This window comes from Pseudomonas lutea, from assembly GCF_000759445.1.
Classification (GTDB): domain Bacteria; phylum Pseudomonadota; class Gammaproteobacteria; order Pseudomonadales; family Pseudomonadaceae; genus Aquipseudomonas; species Aquipseudomonas lutea.
Map to the genome: position 1 here is coordinate 1288642 of NZ_JRMB01000002.1, position 23656 is coordinate 1312297.

17 protein-coding genes are annotated in these 23656 nt (G+C 60.4%); 6 read left to right on the top strand and 11 right to left on the bottom strand.

The genetic code is table 11. From position 1 onward, the window contains the following. Positions 1–2 precede the first annotated feature (2 nt). The 8 genes from LT42_RS17975 to glnE form a co-directional block, all read right to left on the bottom strand. Positions 3–1454 (bottom strand): lipopolysaccharide kinase InaA family protein, encoded by a 1452-nt coding sequence (locus tag LT42_RS17975; protein ID WP_037015889.1) that lies wholly within the window; start codon positions 1452–1454, stop codon positions 3–5. A gap of 193 nt (positions 1455–1647) precedes the next feature. After that, complete coding sequence (locus tag LT42_RS17980) at positions 1648–2403, bottom strand: lipopolysaccharide kinase InaA family protein (RefSeq protein WP_037015891.1); 756 nt, start codon at positions 2401–2403, stop codon at positions 1648–1650. Next, positions 2400–3134, bottom strand: a complete 735-nt coding sequence (locus tag LT42_RS17985) for a lipopolysaccharide kinase InaA family protein (RefSeq protein ID WP_037015894.1) — start codon at positions 3132–3134, stop codon at positions 2400–2402. Before LT42_RS17985 ends, LT42_RS17980 begins: the two co-directional genes overlap by 4 nt. Next, positions 3134–3940 carry a lipopolysaccharide core heptose(I) kinase RfaP gene (gene rfaP, locus LT42_RS17990; RefSeq protein ID WP_037015895.1) on the bottom strand — a complete coding sequence of 269 codons (807 nt, stop codon included), beginning with the start codon at positions 3938–3940 and terminating at the stop codon, positions 3134–3136. Before rfaP ends, LT42_RS17985 begins: the two co-directional genes overlap by 1 nt. After that, on the bottom strand, positions 3937–5061 hold the full coding sequence (locus LT42_RS17995; protein ID WP_037015896.1) for a glycosyltransferase family 4 protein: 1125 nt from the start codon (positions 5059–5061) through the stop codon (positions 3937–3939). Before LT42_RS17995 ends, rfaP begins: the two co-directional genes overlap by 4 nt. Continuing rightward, positions 5061–6125: a lipopolysaccharide heptosyltransferase I gene (waaC, locus tag LT42_RS18000; RefSeq protein ID WP_037015898.1), complete on the bottom strand. Its 1065-nt coding sequence runs from the start codon at positions 6123–6125 to the stop codon at positions 5061–5063. Before waaC ends, LT42_RS17995 begins: the two co-directional genes overlap by 1 nt. A 1-nt stretch (position 6126) precedes the next feature. Beyond that, entirely contained in the window at positions 6127–7161 is a 1035-nt protein-coding gene (gene waaF / locus LT42_RS18005) for a lipopolysaccharide heptosyltransferase II (RefSeq protein WP_037015899.1), read from the bottom strand. A 127-nt stretch (positions 7162–7288) separates the two neighbouring features. Beyond that, positions 7289–10240 carry a bifunctional [glutamate--ammonia ligase]-adenylyl-L-tyrosine phosphorylase/[glutamate--ammonia-ligase] adenylyltransferase gene (gene glnE / locus LT42_RS18010; RefSeq protein ID WP_037015901.1) on the bottom strand — a complete coding sequence of 984 codons (2952 nt, stop codon included), beginning with the start codon at positions 10238–10240 and terminating at the stop codon, positions 7289–7291. 384 nt (positions 10241–10624) lie between these two features. On the opposite strand from glnE, the gene aceE reads away from it, so the two are divergent. The 5 genes from aceE to LT42_RS18035 all read left to right on the top strand — a co-directional run bounded on the left by aceE (position 10625) and on the right by LT42_RS18035 (position 19786). Beyond that, positions 10625–13270 (top strand): pyruvate dehydrogenase (acetyl-transferring), homodimeric type, encoded by a 2646-nt coding sequence (gene aceE, locus LT42_RS18015; protein ID WP_037015902.1) that lies wholly within the window; start codon positions 10625–10627, stop codon positions 13268–13270. Positions 13271–13416: 146 nt separating this feature from the next. Further along, positions 13417–15084: a dihydrolipoyllysine-residue acetyltransferase gene (gene aceF, locus LT42_RS18020; protein ID WP_037015904.1), complete on the top strand. Its 1668-nt coding sequence runs from the start codon at positions 13417–13419 to the stop codon at positions 15082–15084. Positions 15085–15435: 351 nt separating this feature from the next. Next, positions 15436–18129, top strand: coding sequence for a sensor domain-containing phosphodiesterase (locus tag LT42_RS18025; protein ID WP_037017510.1), 2694 nt, complete (start codon positions 15436–15438; stop codon positions 18127–18129). A 130-nt stretch (positions 18130–18259) separates the two neighbouring features. Further along, positions 18260–18922: a peptide-methionine (S)-S-oxide reductase MsrA gene (gene msrA / locus LT42_RS18030; RefSeq protein WP_037015905.1), complete on the top strand. Its 663-nt coding sequence runs from the start codon at positions 18260–18262 to the stop codon at positions 18920–18922. A gap of 399 nt (positions 18923–19321) precedes the next feature. Beyond that, positions 19322–19786: an REP-associated tyrosine transposase gene (locus LT42_RS18035; RefSeq protein ID WP_037015907.1), complete on the top strand. Its 465-nt coding sequence runs from the start codon at positions 19322–19324 to the stop codon at positions 19784–19786. Between the two features lie 580 nt (positions 19787–20366). On the opposite strand, the gene LT42_RS18040 is transcribed toward LT42_RS18035, so the two are convergent. Together LT42_RS18040 and LT42_RS18045 are read right to left on the bottom strand one after the other, a co-directional pair. Then, a complete protein-coding gene (locus LT42_RS18040; protein WP_037015909.1) occupies positions 20367–21206 on the bottom strand; it encodes a 23S rRNA (adenine(2030)-N(6))-methyltransferase RlmJ in 840 nt (279 codons plus the stop codon). 84 nt (positions 21207–21290) lie between these two features. Further along, a complete protein-coding gene (locus LT42_RS18045) occupies positions 21291–21707 on the bottom strand; it encodes an RICIN domain-containing protein (protein ID WP_037015911.1) in 417 nt (138 codons plus the stop codon). Between the two features lie 482 nt (positions 21708–22189). On the opposite strand from LT42_RS18045, the gene LT42_RS18050 reads away from it, so the two are divergent. Further along, entirely contained in the window at positions 22190–22456 is a 267-nt protein-coding gene (locus LT42_RS18050) for a hypothetical protein (RefSeq protein ID WP_037015913.1), read from the top strand. Between the two features lie 34 nt (positions 22457–22490). On the opposite strand, the gene gbdR is transcribed toward LT42_RS18050, so the two are convergent. After that, entirely contained in the window at positions 22491–23594 is a 1104-nt protein-coding gene (gene gbdR / locus LT42_RS18055; protein ID WP_037015915.1) for a choline metabolism transcriptional regulator GbdR, read from the bottom strand. Positions 23595–23656 lie beyond the last annotated feature (62 nt).

Below are 23656 nucleotides of genomic sequence, written 5' to 3' on the forward strand. Positions count from 1 at the left end.
GGTCAGTCCTGGGTTTTTGAAAGCGTCGGAATGCGCTGCTCCAGCACCTGGTGCAGCGCGCTGTCGGCCGGCCAGTTGCGCATGAAGCGCGCGCGGTCCTTGGCAAAAGCGGCGGCGAAAGAGGCGTGGGAGCTGTGCTGACACATCGCATCCAGATCGATGAGCGACCAGCGATCCTCGTGCCAGAAGACGTTATGACCCTTCAGATCGCCGTGGCTGATGCGTTCGCGAATCAACTGTGCAAACAGCACATCCAGCGCCTGTAGCTCGGCTTCGGGCGCATTGCCTGACGCTACAAAAGGCGCAAAGCGTTCAATGACGTCAGGCCCGGGCAAGTATTCGGTCACCAGGTACGCCTCGCGACGCAGCCACAGGAAACGTCTCTCAAGGAGCGCCAGAGGCTTGGGTGTGGCAATGCCGAGAAACTCCAGCCGATTGCCTTCTCGCCATGAATGCCACGCACGGGACGGCCGCCAGAAGCGCTTGAGCCAGTGCGCAAGGTTCTTGATGTTATAACGCTTGATCACCAACTCGCGGCCGGCGACGTCTACCTTGGCGACGCTGGCCGCACCACCTGTTTTGTACAGATGACCGCCATCGACCAGCCCGTCCGCCCGCTCCAGAATCGGGAGCATCGTGGCCACCTCCTCACGGCGAATGGCGCGCAAGGCGAACGGCCCGTCTTCGACACTGAACAGGCTGCATTCACGGCCGATCTTGATCAGGTAATCGCGCAACCGCCAACTGCGCACCTTGTCGATCTGCTTTTGCAGCGCCTCGACCGGCAAGCCGTGCTCGCCGTTGCTCAGCAGGTAATAGACCAATAATTCCTCGGTGAAAGGCTCCAGCGACTTCGGCAACTGGGCAAAGAAGACGCCAAGGTTCTCCAGCACCTTTTGCCGGGACAACGGCTTGCCCGCTTCCTCGACGCGAATGCCCGCGCCGTCGATCAAATACAACGTCGAGCCCTGACGCAGCAGGTTGTCCAGATGCAGGTCCTCTTGCCAAAGGCCTTTGGCGTGCATCTGGCCCACGGCGGCCAAGGCATCGCCGAGCACCGACTGTTGTTCAGCGGCCAATGGGGGCAGGCTCTCTACGGATTTCCAGGCATCGCCCAGGCTCTGGGCTTGATCCAGAAATTCGAACAGCAACCAGCCGCCCTCACCTTCCTGCAGACCGTCAGCCAGCAGCAATGGGGTTGGCAAACGCTGTTTCGCCAATGCCTGCACGCCGTCGCGTTCACGCTGAAAGTGTCGAGGGGCTTTCGACCCAACCAGCAACTTGGCCAACACCGTGCGCCCGCGCCAAATGCCAGCACCAACATAACGCTGACCCGGCAGCACGCGCAGCAGGCTGAGCAACTGAAGCTCGGCAGGACCCGCCGCATCCTCCAGGGCAATGCTCATTGGCAGTGCCGGAGTGCGGCCGGCGTTTTTCAGTTCAGACAAACGCATCGGCGCCCTCTTTTATCAAGCCCGGATCCAGACCGCAGATCTGAGCGGCAATTAGTGTGCTGCAGGAGCCAGCGGGCTGGCGATCGCCACTCACCGTCTTATATATGCGTAACCCAAAAAGCCGCATTCGCCAGCAAGCCGGCTCCCACAGGTTTGCTCAGGACAGTGATCAATCAGGCACGCCAAGCGATGCCTACCGATCCCGCCGCTTGTGGCTGCCCCGTTTGGCGACCCGTTGCCACCACGCGTCAACCAGCCCGCTGTCGGCAGGAGCCTGCACGTACGCCGCCAGCAGCTCGCGGATGTCGGCCTCGCTCCAGACCGGTGCGCGACGCAGCAAAGGCTCGATGTCCTTGACCCGGTCGCGCTGACCGAAGATGGACTTGCGCGTCTTTTCCAGGTCAATCAGTTGCGCCATGTACGCCCCGCCACGCGCCTTCATGAATATGTGCTTGGGGTAAAAACAACCGTGTACCTGCCCGGCCTTGTGCAGCGTGCGCGCCAGTTGCCCGCACGCCTGCAGGATCGCCAACCGCTCGGTGGCCGCTCGCTCAGGCCAGTCTTGCAACAACGTATCCAGATCAGTCCAGCCATCCAGCGCGCGGGTCATCAGAATGGCACGGTGTTCGCCGCCTACCTTCCTGTCGGCATAAAACACGGCGTGCAGCGCCGGTATACCCAGCTTCTGATACAGGCTGATATTACGAAACTCTCGTGAGAATGACGGCTCGCCAAGGGGATGATGCAGGGTGTAGGTCAGGTAGTTGCTTTGGCGCTTGAGGTAGTAGCCGGAGCCTTCCAGCTCCAGGCGAAACACACTGCTCCAGCCACCACGACCGGTATTGGGCTCGTCGACCGCATCGAGTTGTACGTCCCATAGCGCCTCAAAGGTTGCCAGGCCGTGTCGTTCGAGCAGACCCCGGTCGGCCTCGGCAATGAAAACAGTCATTCGCGACCCTCAAAAAAACTGACGATGTGGCGAATGCGCTTTTTGTCTGAATCATTCAAGCGTTCACGCCCACGGTATTGCAGATAGAAACGCAGACGCTGGGTGGCTGACAGGTGATATTTGGCAACCTTGTCCAGGCACGCAAGGTCCTTGGTGATCCGATAGCGCAGCATGAAACTGACCCAGAACGCGCCGTTGGGGCAGTCGATCAGGAACACGGTGGATTGATCGTCTACCAGCAAGTTGCGCCACTTCAGATCGTTATGCGTGAAGTGATGGTCGTGCATGGTTCGGGTGTAACGCGCCACCTGCTGACTGACGCCGTTGACCCAGGCGCGGCTGTCTAGACGGGTGTCGTTGAGCCGCGCGAGTTCGGACAGGTCTTCAGTGCGCGGCAGTTCACGGGTGATCAATGCGCCACGGTCGTAGGCGGCACCATTGCGCTCCAGCCCCCATGCAACGACCTCTGCCGTGGGAATACCCCATTTGGCGAAGCGCTTGAGGTTCTGCCACTCGGACTTGACACGAGGACGACCCAGATACCGCCGCAAGCCTTTGCCCGCTGCGACGTAGCGCTTGACGTAATAATTCACGCCGCCGCGTTCGACGCGGATGACTTCCGACAACGGGTCACGCGTCAGCCGCTCGCCTTTAAGGGCGAAAACGGCGTCGAGCGTGCCGAAATCATCCGTCAGCGCCGCGTAGCCAGGCTCCAGATTCCAGCCCGCCATCAGAGCGCGTCCCCGTAGCGCAATTTGCGCTGGTAGAGTTTTTCGGCTTTGCCTTCCAGCCAGCTCAACAACGCCGACTCCTGAGCCAGAATCTGCCGCAGCGGCTGCTGGAAATAGCCCTTGAGAAAACGCAACTTGTCGCGTCGGGTCAGGCCGATGTCCATCGCCGAGAAATACAGCGCGGCCAAGTCCTTGTTACGCCAGCGCTGGGTGATTGTCGGACGGGTCTGGGCACGATGCAGGTCGATCACCGAGAGTTTGAAGTCCTCGGGTGTGACGGGTTTGTCGGTGTGCAGCAGAAAATGGCAGATGTAGCAGTCGCGGTGGTTGACCCCGGCGCGATGCATCATCCCGACCAGCCTCGCCACTTCGGCGATGTACGCGCGCTTCATGCGCGGCTCGGGGGGCGCGGTGCGCCAGTTGAGGCTGACGTCTTCCAGGCTTTCGGTCGGTGCCAGCTCTTCGGTGATGATGAAAGAGTGCTGCATGGCCGGGTTGTTCCCCCGCTCACCGTACGCCACGGCGGTCATGGTTGGAACGCCGACTTCATGCAGTCGATTGACCGCCTCCCACTCCTGACCTGCGCCCAGCACTGGCAGTTTCGCGGTCAGCAGGTTCTTTGCCACTTCACCCCAACCAATGCCGCGATGGATCTTGACGAAGTAACCACGGCCCTCGACCTCGGTGCGCAACGTGCGCCGGTTCTCAAGTTCGCGATACACCTGGCCGTCCAGCGCCTCGACGGCCTCGAACGCATCGCGCCCGGCCCAGAGGGACTTGAAGGGTTCAGCAAGGATCAGTTTCATCCGTGGTGCTCCGCCAGAATCACATCCGCAGCGTGCTGCGGCATGCTGTAAAGGTCAGCCGTGTCGGCGAATGCCAGCCCGTTGCGGCTCCAGGTGCTGCGCGCTGAGTCGTCCTTGAGCATGCGCGCCAGGTACTGATTGAGCTGGTTCTGTTCAAACGGCTCGTCCAGCACCAGACCGCTGTCGGCCTCGGCGATGTAATGGGCATACCCGCACACCGCACTGACCAGCACCGGGAGTCCTGCCACCAGCGCCTCAAGCAGCACGGTGCCGGTGTTTTCGTTGTAGGCCGGATGGATCAACAGGTCGGCGCCCAACAGAAACCGCGGTATGTCGCTGCGCCCTTTCATGAACGTGACGTGCTCGCCCAGGCCCAGCGTCGAGCTCTGCAGCTGGAATACCTTGGGGTCGTCCTGGCCGATTACAAACAGCCGCGTGCGTTTTTTCAGTTCGGCAGGCAGGGCCGCCAGCGCCTTAAGGCTGCGATCGACGCCTTTGGTCTTGAAGCCGGAGCCGATCTGCACAAGCAGCAGATCGTCGTCGCCCAGCTTGAACTCGCGACGGAATTCGGCGCGGATCTCGGCGGCGTTGGCCGGGGCCCGGCGGTCCTGGGAGATCCCCGGCGGCAGCAGATGAAAGCGCTCAAGCGGCGTGTCGTAGTGTTTGATGAACAGTGGCTGCTGCACTTCCGAAATCATCAGGACTTCGGTCTTCGCGTCCCTGGCGAACACTGCCCGCTCGTAGTCGGCGAAATGACGGTAGCGGCCCCAGTATTTGTACAGGCCATGGCGCAGATTCTGGGCCTTGTCTTCGTAACAACCGTCGGCGGCGTAGTACACGTCCAGGCCGGGCATCTTGTTGAAGCCGATCAGCCTGTCCACAGGGCGCTTGGCCAGGTCGGCGTTCATCCAGTCGGTGAGTTTTTCGTTACGGCGATGATTGAAGATTGCCTTGACCGGCGCCACCAGCACCTCGAAGCCGGGCGGCACGTCGCCCTCCCAGATCAGGGTGTAGACACGAATCTTATGGCCACGCTGCTGGCACTCCAGTGCAATGCGCATGAAGTCGCGCTGCAGGCCACCGAAGGGAAAGTATTTGTAGAGCACGAATGCCAGTTGCATCAGGGATGTTCCTTTGCCAGCAATAGCGCGCCTAACTGGTTCGCTACCCGCTCGGGATTCAGGCGAGTGAAGCACATCGGCCACTCGCGTTCGGTGTCGACCTGACGCTGATCTTCCGGCGTCGGTCGGTAAGTGCATTTCTTTTGCAGACAGGGAGCGCAGGCAGGGTAATCGGCTGCCAGATGAACCTGCGATTTGCCGTATGCCCCGGTGAGGCCCGGATTGGTCGGGCCAAACAGCGACAGGGTCGGTACATCGAGTGCAGCGGCCAGATGGCCGAGCCCGGTGTCCACTGCAACGCAGCCTTGCGCAGCCGCCAGAACGCGAGCGACCCCTGCCAGATTGAGCTTGGGCAGCACCACGGCGTTATCTAGGCCATCGGCAATTCGCTCAGCCCGCGCCTTTTCGGCCGGGTTGCCCCACGGCAGACGAACTTCCAGCCCTCGGCCGATCATGCGTTCAGCCAGCTGCCGCCAATACAGCTCCGGCCAGTGCTTGCTGTCCCAGGTCGTGCCGTGCAAGAACAACACAAACGGCAAGCCGCTGTCCGGCTCCAGCAACCTGCTGCGATCCAGGCCGTAATCACCCAGCCCGGCCGGTACAGCGTAGCCCAGCGCCTGACCAAACAACTGCCGCAAACGCTCGACCGCATGCTGGCCACGAGCAACAGCGTAGGGCCGATCGTAGAAACGAGCGGCCATGGGCTCGCGCGCAGAGGTTTTGTCCAGCCCGACGACCGGCGCTTTGACGTAGCGGGTGAGCCAGGCGCTTTTCAGCAGGCCTTGGGCGTCGATCACCAGATCGTAGCGCGCGTCGCGCAGCCGCTGCTTGAACTGGCGCCATTCACCATTTTTGAAGGTCTGCCAGAGATTTTTGCGCCAGCGCCGAATCGCGACGGGTATCACATTGGCAACCGCCGGGTGCCAGGTCGGTATCTCGGCGAAACCCTCCTCAACCACCCAGTCGAACTGGATGCCGGGCAGCGCGCGAAGCGCATCGGTCAAGGCGGGCAAGGTGTGGATAACATCGCCCAGCGAGGAAGTTTTGATCAGCAATACCCGCAAGTCAGGAAACCTCGACCGGCGTGCCGCTGATGCGGCCCAGCGCTTGAAGCACTGACTCAGGCTCCAGCAAGCGCAAGCAGTTGTAATGACCGAAGCGACAGGTGCGGTCGAAGCATGGGCTACATTCGATACCGAGCCGAACAACTTCTACCTGATCGGCCAGCGGCGGCGTGAAGCCGGGTGACGTCGAACCGTACACCGCCACCAATGGGCGATTCAGCGCAGCGGCCACGTGCATCAGCCCCGAGTCGTTGGACACAACGGAGTCCGCGCAGGACAGCAGGTCAATGGCTTCGGCCAGAGAAGTGCTGCCGCTGAGGTTGACCGACTCTTCACGCAGGCCGGGAATCAGCCGCTCACGGATGCTCTCGCCCACCGCATGGTCATTCTTCGATCCAAACAGCCACACTTGCCAACCTTCGCGAATGCGCGCTTCAGCAACCTTGGCGTAGTGCTCGGAGGGCCAGCGTTTGGACTCACCGAACTCGGCGCCCGGACACAGCGCCAGCACCGGGCGGTCGAGGCTCAGGCCGAACTTGGCCAATGCCGCGTCACGGCTGGCCGGCTGGATTTGCAGGCTGGGTTGTGGATATGGCCGTGGCAGTTCGGCACCTTTGTCGTAGGCCAGGGCCATGAAACGCTCGATCATCAGCGGGTAACGCTGTTTGTCGAGGGTGCGAACGTCATTGAGCAGGCCGTAGCGATACTCGCCGCGCCAACCGGTGCGCTTGGGAATACCGGCAAAGAACGGCACCAGCGCCGACTTGAGCGAGTTGGGCAGCAGAATCGCCTGGTCGTACTGGCCTTTCAAGGACCTGCCAATGCGCCGGCGCGTGGCCAGTTCCAGCGCGCCATGGCCGAGCGGGAAGCTCAAGGCGGTGCGCACTTCGGGCATGCGTTCGAGAATCGGCCGGCTCCACTCGGGCGCCAGCACATCGATTTCGCACTGCGGGTGACGCTGCTTCAGGCACTGGAACAGCGTCTGCGCCATCACCATGTCACCGACCCAGCTGGGCCCTACGATCAGAATTCTCATGCTCAATCCAAAAACGACCAGAAACGAGCAGGGAGGCCCATCAGACTGCGTGATGCTTGCACACGCCGCCTGACGCCTCCCTGTCATAGCTTTATAGAGATCCGTTAGATCCGAACCCTGCCCGCGATCAACTCAACCCCAGCTGCTCCCAGATCCGCATCACTTCCCGCCGCTCGGTTGCGAACTGGTCACCGGCCACGACGCCCGGATCGTTCTGCAGAGCCTGCCGGTGCGCGGCCGAGCGATAAGCCTTGTACGCCTCACGCAGCAGGCCGGCATCAGCGGCGGCCATCAGACCCGCCTCTTCAAGGCCTTCCAGAATGCGGATGTTATCGGTGTAGCGAAGCAGCGCAGGATGCTCTCTGGACCACGCCAGGGCCGCGTATTGCACCATAAATTCAATATCGACGATACCTCCGGCGTCCTGCTTGAGGTCGAAGCGGGACGTGGGCTCAAACGCATTCGCCGCCTTGCCTGCCGCCGTGGCGCGGGTGCCGAGGTTGTCGCGCATCTTGGTGCGCATCTCGCTGACCTCCTGGCGCAGCTTTTGTAAATCCCGCTCCCGGCCGAGTACGGACGCGCGCACGGCCTCGAATTGTCGCCCCACGTCAGTGCTGCCCACCAGCACGCGTGCGCGGACCAGCGCCTGATGCTCCCATGTCCAGGCCTCGTTCTCCTGATAACGGGAAAATGCCCCGAGGGAACTGACCAGCAAGCCCGCGGCGCCCGACGGACGCAGGCGCATGTCGACTTCGTACAGTTGGCCGGAATTGGTTTGGGTGGTGATCAGGTGAATGATCCGCTGGCCGAGCCGCGTGAAGAATTGCGCGCCATCGATCGGCTTGGCGCCGTCGGTTTCAGCCTGGGGATCGCCGTCGTGAATGAACACAAGGTCCAGATCCGAACCATGACCCAGTTCGATGCCGCCCACTTTGCCGTAGCCGACGATGACAAACCCGGGATCGCACAACGTGCCGTCCGGGCGGCGTGGTGCGCCATGGCGGGCGACGGTGTGGCGCCAGGCGAGCGCCAGCACTTGTTCCAGAATCGCTTCGGCCAGCCAGGTCAGGTAATCGCTGACTTTCATCAGCGGCAAACTGCCGGTGATTTCCGAGGCGGCGACGCGCAGCCGGTGCGCCAGTTTGAAGTGCCGCAACGCCTCCATCTGCTGCTCCAGGTCGTCCTCGGGAATACGTGTCAAACGCTCGCGCAGCTCGGCTGCCAGTTCAAGGGCCTGGGGCGGGCTGAACAACCGGCCTTCGTTGAGCAATTCGTCGAGCAACAGCGGGAAGCGGGCAATTTGCTCGGCAATCCAGGGGCTCGCCGCGCACAGGGTCAGCAATCGACGCAACGCGCCAGGGTTTTCGGTCAGCAAGACCAGATACGCCGAACGACGCGCCACCGCTTCAACCAGCGGCAGCACGCGCTCCAGCACCAAATCGGGATTATTGTGCTCAACGGCCTGCGCGAGCAGCCGGGGAATGAACGCATCCAAACGCTCGCGGCCAAGACGCTGCATCGAGCGCAACTGAGCACTGCTGCGCAAGTTGCTCAGATTTTTCAGCGCTTTGGTCGCATCAGCGAACCCGCCTTCATGCAATTGAAGGCAGGCGCTCTCCTCGTTCTGTGATTCTTCCCACAACGGCAGCCACTCGCCGCCGACGATTTCCTCGCCGTGGTCCTGCTGCCCCTCTTCTTCATCCGGGTCGGCGATCACTTGGCGGAAGTGCCATTCGACGCGGCCACGCCAGTACATCAGCCGCTCATGAAAAATCGCCCAGTCGGCAAAGCCCATCATGAATGCGATGCGCGCCTGATCCTGCGGGTCATCCGGGAGCATTTGCGTCTGGCGGTCGGCAATCGCCTGAATGGCGTGCTCCGTATAACGCAGGAATTGATAGCCTTCGCGCAATTCATCAATGACCGCAGCTGGTAAGTAGCCCTGGCCTTCAAGGGTTTTGAGCACCTTGAGCAGCGGTCGCTGCTGCAGACTCAGATCACGTCCGCCGTGAATCAGCTGAAACGCCTGGGCGATGAATTCCACCTCGCGAATGCCACCCGAGCCCAGCTTGATGTTCTCGGCCATGCCTTTGCGACGAACTTCCTGCTGGATCAGCTGCTTCATGGTGCGTAACGCTTCGATTGCCGAGAAGTCCAGGTAGCGGCGGTAGACAAAGGGCCGCAGCATGTCGAGCAGTTCGCTGCCCTTCTGCTGATCGCCGCCGACCACCCGCGCCTTGATCATGGCGTAGCGTTCCCAGTCGCGACCCTGGTCCTGATAGTACTGCTCCAATGCATTGAAGCTGAGCACCAGCGCACCGGAAGACCCATACGGGCGCAGGCGCATGTCGACGCGAAAGACAAAGCCGTCCACCGTGACCGGATCCAGCGCCTTGATCAGCCGCTGGCCGAGGCGGATGAAAAACTCCTGGTTGTCCAGCGGACGTTTGACGCCTTGGGTTTCGCCGCCTTCGGGGTAGGCAAAGATGAGATCGATGTCTGACGACAGGTTCAATTCAACGGCGCCCAGCTTGCCCATCCCAAGGATGACCATCTGTTGCGGCTCGCCTGTCCGACGGCCGGTCGGCGTGCCGAACTGCTGGCAATGGCGTTCGTACAGCCACTTGTAAGCCAGATCGATGCAGCCATCTGCCATGTCCGAGAGATCGCGGCAGGTTTCCACCAGATCAGCCTGCCGGGTCAGATCCCGCCAGATAATTCGCACTTGCTGGCGCGTGCGTTGACGACGTAGATTACGCCCCAGTTCATCGTCGCTGGCCGCCTGGACAACCGCATTGGCGAGTTGCCCGAGCAGCTCGCCGGGCTGAAAACTGCGCTCCAGCTCACCGGTTTCGGCGAGGTCGAGCAGCATCAGCGGATCGCGTGATACCTGATCGGCGACAAAATCGCTGGCGGCACACACGCGATCGAACGCCGATAGCCGTCCCTTGGGCCAGGCTTGAAACTGCCGCCTGGCTTCGTCTGTCTGAGACTCCAGCGCGCTGCACCAGGACTGGCGCGCGCGGGTAACCAGAGGCAAGAGGACAGCCGGCAGCTCGGCCAGCGGGGGAAGGCTCATGGTCTATCCTTGATCGGCGTTCAAAAGGCAGTCCGCCGCCCGGTTTCATGAGCGTCATGGCGCGGACTGTCGAACAAAGGTTAAAAATTGCGGGTGAGCGAAGATTATTGGTTCACGAATGCCTAACCAGGCAATTCGTCAGGTATTTGAGCCAAGCTCTTCGTTTTACCGGACACTGCATAACGAGCACCTACATCGCTCGGGTGTAGTTTTACTACTGTATATACAAGTCAAAAAGCTGAATTAGCCCGAGATTTGTAGTAAAACTACACAACACCGGGGACCCATCCGGTCATCCAAGAATTTTACATCGTCTGCCCACAAGGCCAGTCGCAACAAACTCAGGCAACCGATTCTGGAAGCCTTTCCGCCCTGGAGCAAGCCATGCAAGACCTCGATCCCGTCGAAACCCAGGAATGGCTGGACGCCCTGGAATCGGTTCTCGACAAAGAAGGCGAAGACCGTGCTCATTACCTGATGACCCGTATGGGCGAGCTGGCCACACGCAGTGGTTCGCAGCTGCCGTACGCCATCACCACGCCTTATCGCAACACCATCCCCGTTACCCACGAAGCACGCATGCCCGGCGACCTGTTCATGGAACGCCGCATTCGCTCGCTGGTACGGTGGAACGCCTTGGCGATGGTGGTCAAGACCAACATCGGCGACCCGGATCTGGGCGGTCACATCTCCAGCTTCGCTTCCAGCGCAACCCTGTACGACATCGGCTTCAATTATTTCTTCCAGGCCCCGACCGATGAACACGGCGGCGACCTGATCTACTTCCAGGGTCACGCATCGCCAGGCGTCTACGCCCGTGCGTTCATGGAAGGTCGCATCACCGAAGAGCAAATGAACAACTTCCGTCAGGAAGTCGATGGCAATGGCCTGTCGTCCTATCCACACCCGTGGCTGATGAAAGACTTCTGGCAGTTCCCGACCGTTTCCATGGGTCTGGGTCCGATTCAGGCGATCTACCAGGCGCGCTTCATGAAGTACCTGGAGCACCGCGGTTACATCCCTGAAGGCAAGCAGAAAGTCTGGTGCTTCCTGGGCGACGGCGAGACCGACGAGCCGGAATCCCTGGGCGCCATCGCCCTGGCCGGTCGCGAGAAGCTCGACAACCTGATCTTCGTGGTGAACTGCAACCTGCAGCGCCTGGACGGTCCGGTTCGCGGCAACGCCAAGATCATCCAGGAACTGGAAGGCGTGTTCCGCGGTGCTCAGTGGAATGTAACCAAAGTCATTTGGGGCCGTTTCTGGGACCCACTGCTGGCCAAGGACGTCGACGGCATCCTGCAACGTCGCATGGACGAAGTCATCGACGGCGAATACCAGAACTACAAGGCCAAAGACGGCGCTTTCGTGCGCGAACACTTCTTCAACTCGCCAGAACTCAAGGCGATGGTTGCGGACATGTCCGACGACGAAATCTGGAAACTCAACCGTGGCGGCCACGACCCGTACAAGGTCTATGCGGCCTACCACGAAGCGGTCAACCACAAGGGTCAGCCGACCGTTGTTCTGGCCAAGACCATCAAGGGTTATGGTACGGGCGCCGGTGAAGCGAAAAACACCGCGCACAACACCAAGAAGGTCGACGTCGACAGCCTGCGTCACTTCCGTGACCGCTTCAGCATTCCGATCAAAGACGATCAGCTCGAAGCCCTGCCGTTCTACAAGCCTGAAGCAGGCAGCGCCGAAGCGCGCTATCTGGCAGAACGCCGTGCAGCACTCGGTGGCTTCGTGCCGCAGCGCCGTGCGCAGAGCTTCAACCTGCCGACCCCGCCTCTGGAAACCCTCAAAGCCATCCTTGATGGTTCAGGCGACCGTGAAATCTCCACCACCATGGCGTTCGTGCGCATCCTGACCCAACTGGTCAAGGACAAGGAAGTGGGGCAGCGCATCGTTCCGATCATCCCGGACGAAGCGCGTACCTTCGGTATGGAAGGCATGTTCCGCCAGCTGGGCATCTACTCTTCCGTAGGCCAGCTGTACGAGCCAGTCGACAAAGAACAAGTGATGTTCTACCGCGAGGACAAGAAGGGCCAGATCCTCGAAGAAGGCATCAACGAAGCCGGTGCAATGTCCTCGTTCATCGCGGCCGGTACGTCGTACAGCAGCCATAACCAGCCGATGATTCCGTTCTACATCTTCTATTCGATGTTCGGCTTCCAGCGGATTGGCGACCTGGCATGGGCTGCAGGCGACAGCCGCACCCGTGGCTTCCTGATCGGCGGCACCGCCGGCCGTACTACCCTGAACGGTGAAGGTCTGCAGCACGAAGACGGTCACAGCCACATTTTGGCGTCGACCATCCCGAACTGCCGCACCTACGATCCAACCTACGGCTACGAGCTGGCGGTGATCATTCAGGACGGCATGAAGAAGATGTTCGAAGAGCAACAGGACGTCTTCTACTACCTGACCGTGATGAACGAGTCCTACACGCAACCCGCCATGCCGGCCGGTTCCGAGGAAGGCATCATCAAGGGCATGTACCTGCTGGAAGAAGACACCAAGGAAGCCGCGCACCACGTGCAGCTCCTGGGTTCGGGCACCATCCTGCGTGAAGTCCGCGAAGCGGCGAAGATCCTGCGCGAGCAATTCAATATCGGTGCGGACGTCTGGAGCGTCACCAGCTTCAACGAATTGCGTCGCGACGGCCTGGCCGTCGAGCGCAGCAACCGTCTGAAGCCGGGCCAGAAGCCACAGTTGAGCTACGTTGAAGAGTGCCTCAATGGCCGTAAGGGTCCCGTAATCGCGTCCACCGACTACATGAAACTGTTCGCTGACCAGATCCGTCAGTGGGTTCCGACCAAGGAATACAAGGTTCTGGGCACCGACGGCTTCGGCCGTAGCGACAGCCGCAAGAAACTGCGTAACTTCTTCGAAGTCGACCGTCACTTCGTTGTGCTGGCCGCCCTGGAAGCCTTGGCCGATCGCGGCGATATCGAACCTAAAGTCGTGGCTGAAGCCATTACCAAGTTCGGCATCGATCCTGAGAAGCGCAACCCGCTGGACTGCTAAGGTCTGCGTAACGATCGAATAGAGCGCTGAAACGTGCGCGAAACAGCCGCCGATGCGGAATTTACTCCGGTAAATGAGCATCCAGGCTGTTTCGGCGCAGATGGATCGGCGCAGTCGAGGAACAGGTTCTCCTAAGGAGAGACATTGTGAGTGAGTTAATTCGCGTACCCGACATCGGCAACGGTGAAGGTGAAGTCATTGAGTTGATGGTCAAGGTCGGTGATCGCATCGAGGCTGACCAGAGCGTGCTGACGCTGGAGTCCGACAAGGCAAGCATGGAAATCCCTGCGCCGAAGGCCGGTGTCATCAAGGCGATGAAAGTGAAGCTGGGCGACCGTCTGAAAGAAGGCGACGAGCTGTTCGAACTGGAAGTCGAAGGCGAAGCGGCTGCCGAGCCTGCTGCTGCTCCTGCTGCTGCCACGCCAGCCCCGGCTGCCGCACCGGAAAAACCTGCAGAAGCCGAAGCTGCACCGGCAGCAGCGGCACCTGCCGCAGCCGACACCGTTCAGGATATTCACGTCCCGGACATCGGTTCGTCGGGCAAGGCTCGTATCATCGAGCTGATGGTCAAAGTGGGCGACAGCATTGAAGCTGATCAATCCTTGATCACCCTGGAATCCGACAAGGCTTCGATGGAGATTCCGTCTCCTGCTGCTGGCGTTGTCGAAAGCATCAGCGTCAAAGTGGAAGACGAAGTCGGCACTGGCGATCTGATTCTCAAATTGAAAGTGGCAGGTGCTGCACCTGCTGCGGCTCCGGCGCAAGCTGCAGCCCCGGCTCCGGCGAGCGCTGAAGCCAAGGCCCCGGCCGCTGCTACGCCTGCCGCTCCGGCTGCCAAGGCTGAAAGTGCTCCTGCACCGGCCGCCGCGCCAGCCGCTGCACCTGCCAACAATGGCGCCAAGGTTCACGCAGGCCCGGCTGTGCGTCAGCTGGCTCGCGAGTTTGGCGTCGAGCTGAATGCTGTGTCGGCGACCGGCCCTCATGGCCGCGTGCTGAAAGAAGACGTGCAGGCCTACGTCAAGTCGATCATGACCAAAGCCAAGGATGCGCCTGCTGCTGGCGGCGCCTCCGGCGGCATGGGCATCCCGCCGATCCCGGAAGTCGATTTCAGCCGTTTCGGCGAAACCGAAGAAGTACCGATGACGCGTCTGATGCAACTGGGCGCTACCGGTTTGCATCGCAGCTGGCTGAACATTCCGCACGTCACTCAGTTTGACCAAGCCGACATCACCGATCTGGAAGCTTTCCGTATCGCACAGAAAGCCGTGGCCGAGAAAGCCGGTGTGAAGCTGACCGTGCTGCCACTGCTGCTCAAAGCCAGCGCACACATGCTCAAGGAGCTGCCGGACTTCAACAGTTCACTGGCGCCAAGCGGCAAGGCGATCATTCGCAAGAAGTACTTCAACATCGGTTTCGCGGTCGATACGCCGGAAGGTCTGTTGGTCCCTGTGATCAAGAACGTTGACCAGAAGAGCCTGCTGCAACTGGCGGCCGAAGCGGCCGAACTGGCTGAAAAGGCACGCTCCAAGAAGCTCTCGGCCAACGATATGCAGGGCGCCTGCTTCACCATCTCCAGCCTGGGCCATATCGGCGGCACCGGCTTTACGCCGATCGTCAATGCGCCTGAAGTGGCGATCCTTGGCGTGTCCAAGGCCACCATGCAACCGGTCTGGGACGGTAAAGCCTTCCAGCCGCGCCTGATGCTGCCGCTGTCGTTGTCCTACGATCACCGCGTGATCAACGGTGCAGCCGCCGCGCGTTTCACCAAGCGTCTGAGCGAATTGCTGGCGGATATCCGCACGATTCTGCTGTAAGCCGTACGGAGCCCGTTTCCATCGAAACGGGCTCCGATCAATTTTCGAGCTGCCACGCTCGTGCCTCAACCCCGCTCACTGGCGGGGCTTTTTTTGGCTTTTTGAAAAGGACGCCTACAGTAGGCGAACCCTTGGCCGATAGCTGATCATGCACGACTATCAAGCGCCTGGACCTCATCCAGACAATCCGACCCATTACTTACATCGAATCAACCGTCTGCCGACAGTTTTATAGCACTAAGCCATCGCGCTCACTTGTCAGCCCGATCGCCATGATGCAACCTTGCGGCACGCGATTTAAAGGCGGGTTCCATGCCCGTACGCGACAGCACCCTGACAGCGAGTTCCTTCATGAAAAGCCAACCTGATGCTGCCGGAAGAACGGCGGCCGAGGTCGTGACGCAATTGCCGGTGCCTTCGCGGCTCGGAATGCTGCGTTTCGAGCGGCTGAATGAACCCAGTTGGGCCATGTTGTATCTGGATCCAAACTGCGAAAAGCAATTCAGCATGCCTGCAGTCGAACTCTGCGCGCTGGTGGGTTCGCCCTACGCAAGCCTCATGGAGCCAGAGGCGCGCTATCAGCTGCATGACGCCGTGCAGACGCAGTTGGCGGTCAGCGCTCATTACGTCATTCGCTATACCCTGCACACCGCACGCGGGCCCTTGAGCCTGCTGGAAATCGGCGAAGGCTATAAGCAGCGCAATCGGCATCTGTTGCGCGGGTACCTGATGGTGGTGGATGAGCAAGCCGAATCCGCTGAGCAGGCCATCAGCCCTGATCTGGAAGTACAGAATTCCCGACTGCAGATCGCGCTGGAGCTCAATCAACGGGCACAGCACGAACAACTGCAGCACCTTGAGCGGGTGCGCGCTCAGCAGAGCCTGATTCTGCGCCTGGCGCGTCATCGCTACAGCACGAGCAACTCCCTGCAGGAAGCTGCTGAACTGATCACCAAAAGCGCCTGCGAGATCTACGACATCTCCTGCGCCAGCTTGTGGTACCTCACCGGTCAGACCCTTGAGCCCATTGCCGAGTATCGGCGGGACACCAGCACCTTCCCCAAAACCGACGCGATCGACATCAGCGAATTCCCCAGCTATCTGGAGGTGCTGCACACCAGCCGCGCCATTGACGTCAATGATGTCGAGCAGGACCCGCGCACCAAAGAGCTGGTCCAGCGACTGCGCACCCAAAACATCACCGCCATCCTGGACGCCGCGGTGCGCATTGACGGCAATGTGGTGGGTGTCCTGTGCCTGGAACAGACGGGCGCACCACGCGAGTGGCAGTCCGATGAGATCGCCTTCGCCGGCGAGCTGGCCGATCAGTTCGCCCACGCGATCAATAATCACAACCGCCGTACCGCCACCAGCGCCTTGCACTTGTTCCAGCGCGCGGTGGAGCAAAGCGCCAACGCCTTTCTGCTGGTCAACCGCGATGGCGTGGTCGAGTACGTCAACCCCAGTTTCACCGAGATCACTCAGTACCCTGCCGATGAAGTCCACGGGCAGCTTCTGTCGGAACTGCCCGCCCTGGAAAATCTCAGCGAGCTGCTGCTGGATGCCAATTCCAGTCTGGTCAATGGCAACAGTTGGCAGGGCGAATTCAAGAGCCGCCGCAAGAACCTCGAACCGTACTGGGGCCAGCTGTCGATTTCCAAGGTATACGGCGACGATCGCGAGCTGACCCATTACATCGGAATCTACGAAGACATCACTCAGGCCAAGCTCTCTCAGCAGCGGATCGAGCGGCTGGCGTACACCGACAACCTGACCAATCTGGGTAATCGCCCGGCATTCATCCGCACGCTGGACGAGCATTTTGCCCGCGACGTGGAAACGCCGATCAGCCTGTTACTGGTCGACATCGACAACTTCAAGCGCATCAACGACAGCCTCGGCCATCAGACGGGCGACAAGCTGTTGATCAGCCTCGCGCGTCGCCTGCGTAACAGCCTCAACCCCAGCGGAATCCTGGCGCGTTTCGCCAGCAACGAGTTCGCTGTGCTGCTGGACGACACCAGCCCGGAAGAAGGCCAGCGGGTTGCGAGCGAAGTGCTGAGCACGCTGGACAAGCCGATGTTTGTCGATAACCAGTTGATCAGCGTTACCGGCTCGGTCGGGCTGGCCTGCGCGCCGATTCACGGCCGCGACCCGCAAACGCTGATGAAGAACGCAGGCTTGGCGCTGCATAAGGCCAAGGCAAACGGCAAGCACCAGGTTCAGGTGTTCACCGAGGCGCTGAACGCGGAGGCCAGCTACAAGCTGTTCGTCGAAAACAACCTGCGTCGCGCACTCACGCAGAACGAACTCGAAGTGTTCTACCAGCCCAAGCTGTGCCTGCGCAGCGGTCGTCTGTTGGGCATGGAAGCGCTGTTGCGCTGGAATCATCCGGAAAAAGGCATGATCCGCCCGGATCAGTTCATCAGCGTCGCGGAGGAAACCGGGCTGATCATTCCGATCGGTAAATGGGTCGCGCGTCAGTCCTGCCGAATGAGCAAGCAGCTGACAGCTGCCGGTTACGGCAAGCTCCACGTGGCGATCAACGTGTCGCCCAAGCAGTTCTCTGATCCGGAGCTGGTCAGCTCCCTCGCCACTATCCTTCGCGATGAGCAACTGGACCCTTCGCTGCTGGAGCTGGAGTTGACTGAAGGCCTCTTGCTGGAGGCAACCGAAGATACGCGGCTGCAGCTGGAGTCGTTGAAGACCCTGGGCCTGACCCTGGCGATGGACGATTTCGGCACGGGTTATTCGTCGTTCAGCTATTTGAAGAAATTCCCCATCGACGTGATCAAGATCGACCGCAGCTTCATTCGCGATATTCCTGATGATCAGGACGATATGGAGATCACGTCAGCGGTCATAGCCATGGCCCACAACCTCAAGCTGACCGTCGTCGCCGAAGGCATCGAAACGGCCGCACAGCTGGCCTTCTTGCGTCGCCACCGCTGCGATGTTGGGCAAGGCTACCTGTTCGACAAGCCGATTCCTGGCGAAGACCTGATCGAGAAGTTGCGTCGCTATCCACGCGGCCCGCTCGCCTGAGTCACCCTTCCCTGCTCCGCGGCAGTGCGGCACACTTGCCGCCCTGCATTTGCATCAGCCGATTCTGACCCCATATACCGGTTTCAATGACAACGCGTCTGGTTGTTCTGTCCCAGAGAGGATGTGCCTCATGGTTTTGCGCTCGGAAATTCTTGTGAATAAAAACGTCTTACCCACCGCTCAGCAGGCACTGCCCGGGCGCGAAACTCCCATGGCGCTGCCGGAGACTCATTTCGTCACCGGCAAGCCTCTGCTCGGACCGTTCTTCGAGGACGTTGAGTTCGCGATTTTCGGGCTGGGTTGCTTCTGGGGGGCGGAACGTCGCTTTTGGCAGCGTGAAGGCGTGGTCAGCACCGTTGTGGGTTACGCAGGCGGTTTCACACCGAACCCGACCTACGAAGAAGTGTGCTCTGGCCCGACGGGCCATTCCGAAGTCGTGCTGGTGGTCTACGAACCGGCGAAGGTCAGCTACGAAGCCCTGCTGGCGATGTTCTGGGAGCTGCATAACCCGACACAAGGCATGCGCCAGGGTAACGACATCGGCACGCAGTACCGCTCGGTGATCTACGCCACAACGCCTGAACAACTGCAGGCTGCCAAAGCAAGCGCCGAGGTGTATCAGGCCGAGCTGAACAAGGCGGGTCTTGGTGACATCACCACCGAGATCGATCAAGCGCCCACCGTGTATTTCGCCGAGGCGTATCACCAGCAGTACCTGGCGAAAAATCCTCAAGGCTACTGCGGCATTGGTGGGACCGGTGTCTGCATGCCGCCGAGCCTGGCGGGTAACTGAACCAACCCCCCAACAACCTCAAAAGTTCCACTGACACCGCTCATAACCCTTGTAGGACTGGCTTTAGCCGGGAACACGTCGGTCGTCGCGCCGCAGAATTGATGGTGTTGCAACTGGCCTCTTCCCGGCTGAAGCCGGTCCTACTGACACGCACGTATCCCTCTGATACCGCGCGTATCCCTCCTGACACCGCGCGTATCCCTTGTAGGACTGGCTTCAGCCGGGAACACGTCGGGCGTCGCGCCGCAGAATTGATGGTGTTGCAACTTGCCCCTTCCCGGCTGAAGCCGGTCCTACTGACATATCACCGCCCGCCAGAAATCTTCTGACAACCACTATCCATACTTGAATCCGCGTTCTGCTTTTATTGTTTGTCCTCACACGAAGAGGAGCAATGGAATGCAGGAAATCAAACACGCACGGTCTCTCCGTATCGGGCGATCTTCCCAGCCAGGGAACGTCTATCTTGTGACCTCTGTGGTCAAGAATCGCCTGCCTATATTCACTGATATTCAAATAGCCTGCAGGGTGCGCACGGAAATGGAGCAACTGGATGAGTCTGGGGTTGTGCACTCAATGGCGTGGGTGGTTATGCCCGACCATCTGCATTGGCTGTTCGCGCTCAAGGCAGGGTCACTGCCCGCGGTCATGCAAGCGCTGAAGGGGAGAAGCGCCTTCGCAGTGAACAAGGCTCACGGCGCGAAAACACTCACATGGCAGAAGGGTTATCACGATCACGGGGTCAGGGCCGAAGAGGACCTTGTCGAAATGGCGCGCTACGTCGTTAATAACCCAGTAAGGGCAGGTCTGGTAAGTCAGCGGGAGGAGTATCCATTGTGGGGTTGTGAATGGGTGCTCGAGTAGGACTGGCTTTAGCCGGGAACACGTCGGGCGTCGCGCCGCAGAATTGAAGGTGTTGCAACTTGCCCCTTCCCGGCTGAAGCCGGTCCCACTGATACCGCGCGTATCCCTTGTAGGACTGGGCTTTAGCCGGGAAGACGCCGGGTGTCACGCCGCAGGATTGATGGTGTTGCAACTTGCCTCGTCCCGGCTGAAGCCGGTCCTACTGACACCGCGCGTATCCCTCTGACACTGCGCATATCCTTGTAGGACTGGCTTTAGCCGGGAACACGTCGGTCGTCGCGCCGCAGAATTGATAGTGTTGCAACTGGCCTCTTCCCGGCTGAAGCCGGTCCTACTGACACGCACGCATCCCTCCTGACACCGCGCATATCCCTTGTAGGACTGGCTTTAGCCGGGAACATGTCGGTCGTCGCGCCGCAGAATTGAAGGTGTTGCAACTGGCCTCTTCCCGGCTGAAGCCGGTCCTACTGACACCGCGCGTATCCCACTGACACCGCGCGTATCCCTCTGACACTGCGCATATCCTTGTAGGACTGGCTTTAGCCGGGAAGACGTCGGGCGCTTCACCGCAACAACTCACTTACTCCGCAATCAACCAATCCATCTTCCAGTCGCCCTGGGTCTGACCGAGTTTTTTCGCCAGCCATGGCATCAACTCGCGCAGCTCTTCTTCCAGACCCCACGGCGGATTGGCGATCGCCAGGCCTGAGCCGTTCAGGCTATTGGGGGTGTCGAGCGGATGGACGAAAAGCTCGACGCGCAAGAGCTTCGGTGCGCCGGTTTCGGCCAGTTCTTGATAGAAACGCTTCAGCGCGCGCTGGTCCTTGACCGGGTACCAGATGGCCGCGACGGTCTGGCGCATACGCGCAATGGTTTCTTTCAGGGCGACGGAGCAACGCTTCATCTCGTCGAGCTGCTCGAAAGGCGGATCGATCAACATGACCGCGCGCTTCTCATGCACCGGCAGCAGGGCGCGGGGCACATGCCAGCCTTCGCCCAGGTGCACAGCGACACGGCGGTCGTACTTCATGTTGTCCTTGAGCAGTGCACCGTCTTCAGGATGTTTCTCGTTGAGCAGCACGCGGTCCTGCTCGCGGGTCAGGCGGCGGGCCAATTCGGGCGAGCCCGGGTAGTACCGCAATTCACCCGTCTTGCGATTCATCTGACGAATCGCATCGATGTAACCGGCCGCCATCTCAGGCACGTCGGCGGCATCCCACAGGCGGCCAATACCTTCGATCCACTCGCCGGTGCGCGTTGCCTGGTCTCCCTGCAAGTCATACAGACCGATACCTGCGTGGGTATCGAGATAGGCAAATGGCTGCTCCTTGCGCGACATGAGCGCGATCAAGCGAGTCAGAACAATGTGTTTGAAGACATCGGCGTGATTGCCGGCATGGAAGGCGTGACGGTAGTTCATGGCAGCTCCTGGAAGGCTGCGGAGTTTACCAAACCAGGCGTGCATTGGCAGACGCTTCATCAGGCGGCGCTCACCGCCGGGTGATTACTCGGTCAGCGGCTCAGTGGGATCTGCGTAAAGCTTTGCAATGTCCTGCGGCAGCTGCGAGCCGCTTACCCCCGGCGCGCACGGGATCAGCGCCAGAGACTTATCAGTGGCAGCCAGACAGGCAGGATATCCATAGAAGTCAGCCCAGCGACTCACCACCTGATAACCACCGGCGGTGAGACGATGGAAGCTCCACTGACGCACTGTCGAAGGCGCGCCAGGGTGAGGATCGCAGTCAAGCAACAGGACGGCCGCTTGCCCGGGCACACCGGCCAGGCACTTTGTTTCAAGATCCCCTGTGCGCTGGAGCCTGATCTGGTAAAAGCCGTTGCCAATGTCGATCACCTCCCATGAGCGCGGGGCATCCAGGGGTATAGCGCCAGGGTTGTCCAGTTCCGCGCTTGACGCCGGCATCACACAGGCGGTTGCCAGGACAAATGCGCATGAGCCTGCAAGAGTTCGGCGCAGAAGGCCTCTTCGGTCTCCCGGTTTCAGACGTTGATCAATATCCATTGGTGATCTATCTCCCTGTACGTCCGCCCGGCAAAAAACCTGCTGCTGGCTTCAGACTAGCGAGTCGATGCGCAACACCTGCGACTGTTTAGCGATAGCTGATCGAGCGAATCGCTATAAGGGCTGAAAGGTTGGCTTTCCTGCAGGCAAAAAAAACCCGGTTAAGCCGTTACCAAACCGGGATGAGGCAGTTGCGCAGGCCAGAGGGGGACCAAGCCGTACCCTGCGCACTGTAGATGAAGCGATTATGCCGAGCGGACTAAACAACAACGTAGCCGAAAACGACACGGTGATATGCATGCCAGACATCGGCAGGGCCAGCACTTGCCGAGCTCACACCGCGCCACCAGAATCGGGGCATTCCCCTAAACGGAGCGTACGCCATGATGCATACAGACCTGATCGACCAGGACGACCTGATTAGCCAACTCAGAGGAATAGGCCTGGACGTGCCCTCCGGCATCAGCCCCGAGCAGGCGTGCGCCCACGCCGTGCGCGGTCTGAATGACGACCGCGCTCGGGCATTACGGCAAATGGTGGAAAAAATGCTGAAGGGCGGTGCCACCATCCTCCCCGCCGTGCGCCAGGCAATCGATCAACAGCTGCTGCCCGCGCTGGCAACGTTCAAACAAGGCCAGACAAAGGCCTGAGTCGACAGCGCACGGGGCTTTCTCTTACAGCGTCTTACAGCCGCACACTTGCAAACGTCGACTCGTTACGCGCCTGGCTCAGTGCCGAAAGCGGGCCGGACAATGGCGCCATCACCAGTGATTGCGGAATAGGCAGCATTGCCACCTGTTGCGCAGTGTTGGAGCCGACGCGCTCATCCCGTGGAGGGATGCCGAAGTATTCGCGGTAGCACTTGGAAAAGTGCGGCGTGGACACGAAACCGCACACCGAGGCCACTTCGATAATCGACATCGGTGTTTGCTTGAGCAGCTGCCGCGCGCGGATCAACCGCAGCTTGAGGTAATAGCGCGACGGCGAACAGTGCAGGTATTTCTGGAACAGCCGCTCCAGCTGGCGCCGGGATACCGCGACGTACACCGCGAGTTCGTCCAGGTCGATCGGCTCCTCCAGATTCGCCTCCATCAACGCGACGATTTCCTGCAACTTCGGCTGGTTGGTGCCAAGCATGTGTTTAAGCGGCACACGCTGGTGATCCTGCTCGTTGCGGATACGCTCATAGACAAACATTTCCGAGATAGCAGCCGACAACTCACGGCCATGATCGCGGCTGATCAAGTGCAGCATCATGTCCAACGGTGCGGTGCCGCCCGAGCTGGTGAAACGGTTGCGGTCGAGGGTGAACAGGCGCGTGCTCATGGTGACGCGCGGAAACGCCTCCTGCATCGCAGCAAGACACTCCCAGTGCACGCTGCAATCGAAACCGTCCAGCAAACCCGCGCATGCCAGCGCCCAGCTGCCCGTGCACACCGCGCCAAGCCGACGGGACTGTCGCGCCTGGCTTTGCAGCCAGCTCACATGCTCACGGGTCACCGTCCGCTGAATGCCTACGCCGCCGCAGACGATCACAGTGTCCAGCACCGGCGCTTTGTGCATCGCGGCGTCCGGGGTGATCTGCAGGCCATCGCTGGCCCAGACCTGGCCGCCGTCGACGCTGAGGGTGGTCCAGCGATACAGCTCGCGGCCTGACAATTGGTTCGCCATCCGCAGAGGCTCGACCGCTGACGCGAGGGAGATCAATGTGAAGTTGTCCAGCAGCAGAAAGCCGATGGATTGGGGCGCACGGTTCTGGGGTTGGGCCCCGGAGTTGAACGAAGTCATCACAATTTCTCCTCACGCGTAAAACGGTTGATGGCCCCAGCAAGAGGCTCTTGTTGTATCGC